This window comes from Citrobacter sp. VF227 (genome assembly GCF_052950715.1).
Genome location: NZ_JBRFVF010000322.1, coordinates 1 through 487, shown reverse-complemented (window position 1 = coordinate 487; position 487 = coordinate 1). Strand labels below are relative to the sequence as shown.

Annotated in this window: 1 protein-coding gene and 1 pseudogene; both read left to right on the top strand. The window is 60.6% G+C overall.

Translation table 11 applies throughout. The features are described from left to right. Positions 1-270 (top strand): annotated as a pseudogene (locus ACU8YC_RS26540) (hypothetical protein); the annotation flags it as partial. A gap of 65 nt (positions 271-335) precedes the next feature. Then, positions 336-487, top strand: a 152-nt coding sequence (locus tag ACU8YC_RS26535) for a triose-phosphate isomerase (RefSeq protein WP_446896200.1), incomplete at its 3' end; no start/stop codon positions are given.

The window sequence follows — 487 nt, the reverse complement described above, 5'->3', positions numbered from 1 at the left end:
ACCCTCGCTCAGGAGCGTCTGGCGTGGCACAAGTGTCCGCAGGTGCTGATCAATGTGCGCTTCTCCGGCGATAGAGATCCGATCGCGCATCCCAGCGTCAAGGCTGCCTGCGACAGCGTCACAGAGCGCATGGGTGGGCGCGGACGCGTGTTGCTGCGCAAGTCCGGCACCGAGCCGCTGGTGCGGGTAATGGTTGAGGGTGACGACGAAATACAGGTGCGCGGCATGGCGGAAGAGCTGGCCAAGGTCGTTACCGAAGTTTGTGCGTGAACGCGCTTGCCAGGGGCGCAGTCGTTGAGTAACATCTGCGCCCACTTTGACCGATGAGGTAAAGCATGCGTCGCCCCATGGTAGCTGGTAACTGGAAAATGAACGGTACCCGCGCTAGCGTCGCAGAGCTGATCGAGTCTTTTCAGCGTCAGGCACTGCCTGCAGCGGTTGAGATTGCGGTGTTTCCCTCCTTTGTGCATGTCAGTCAGGTCCTGGA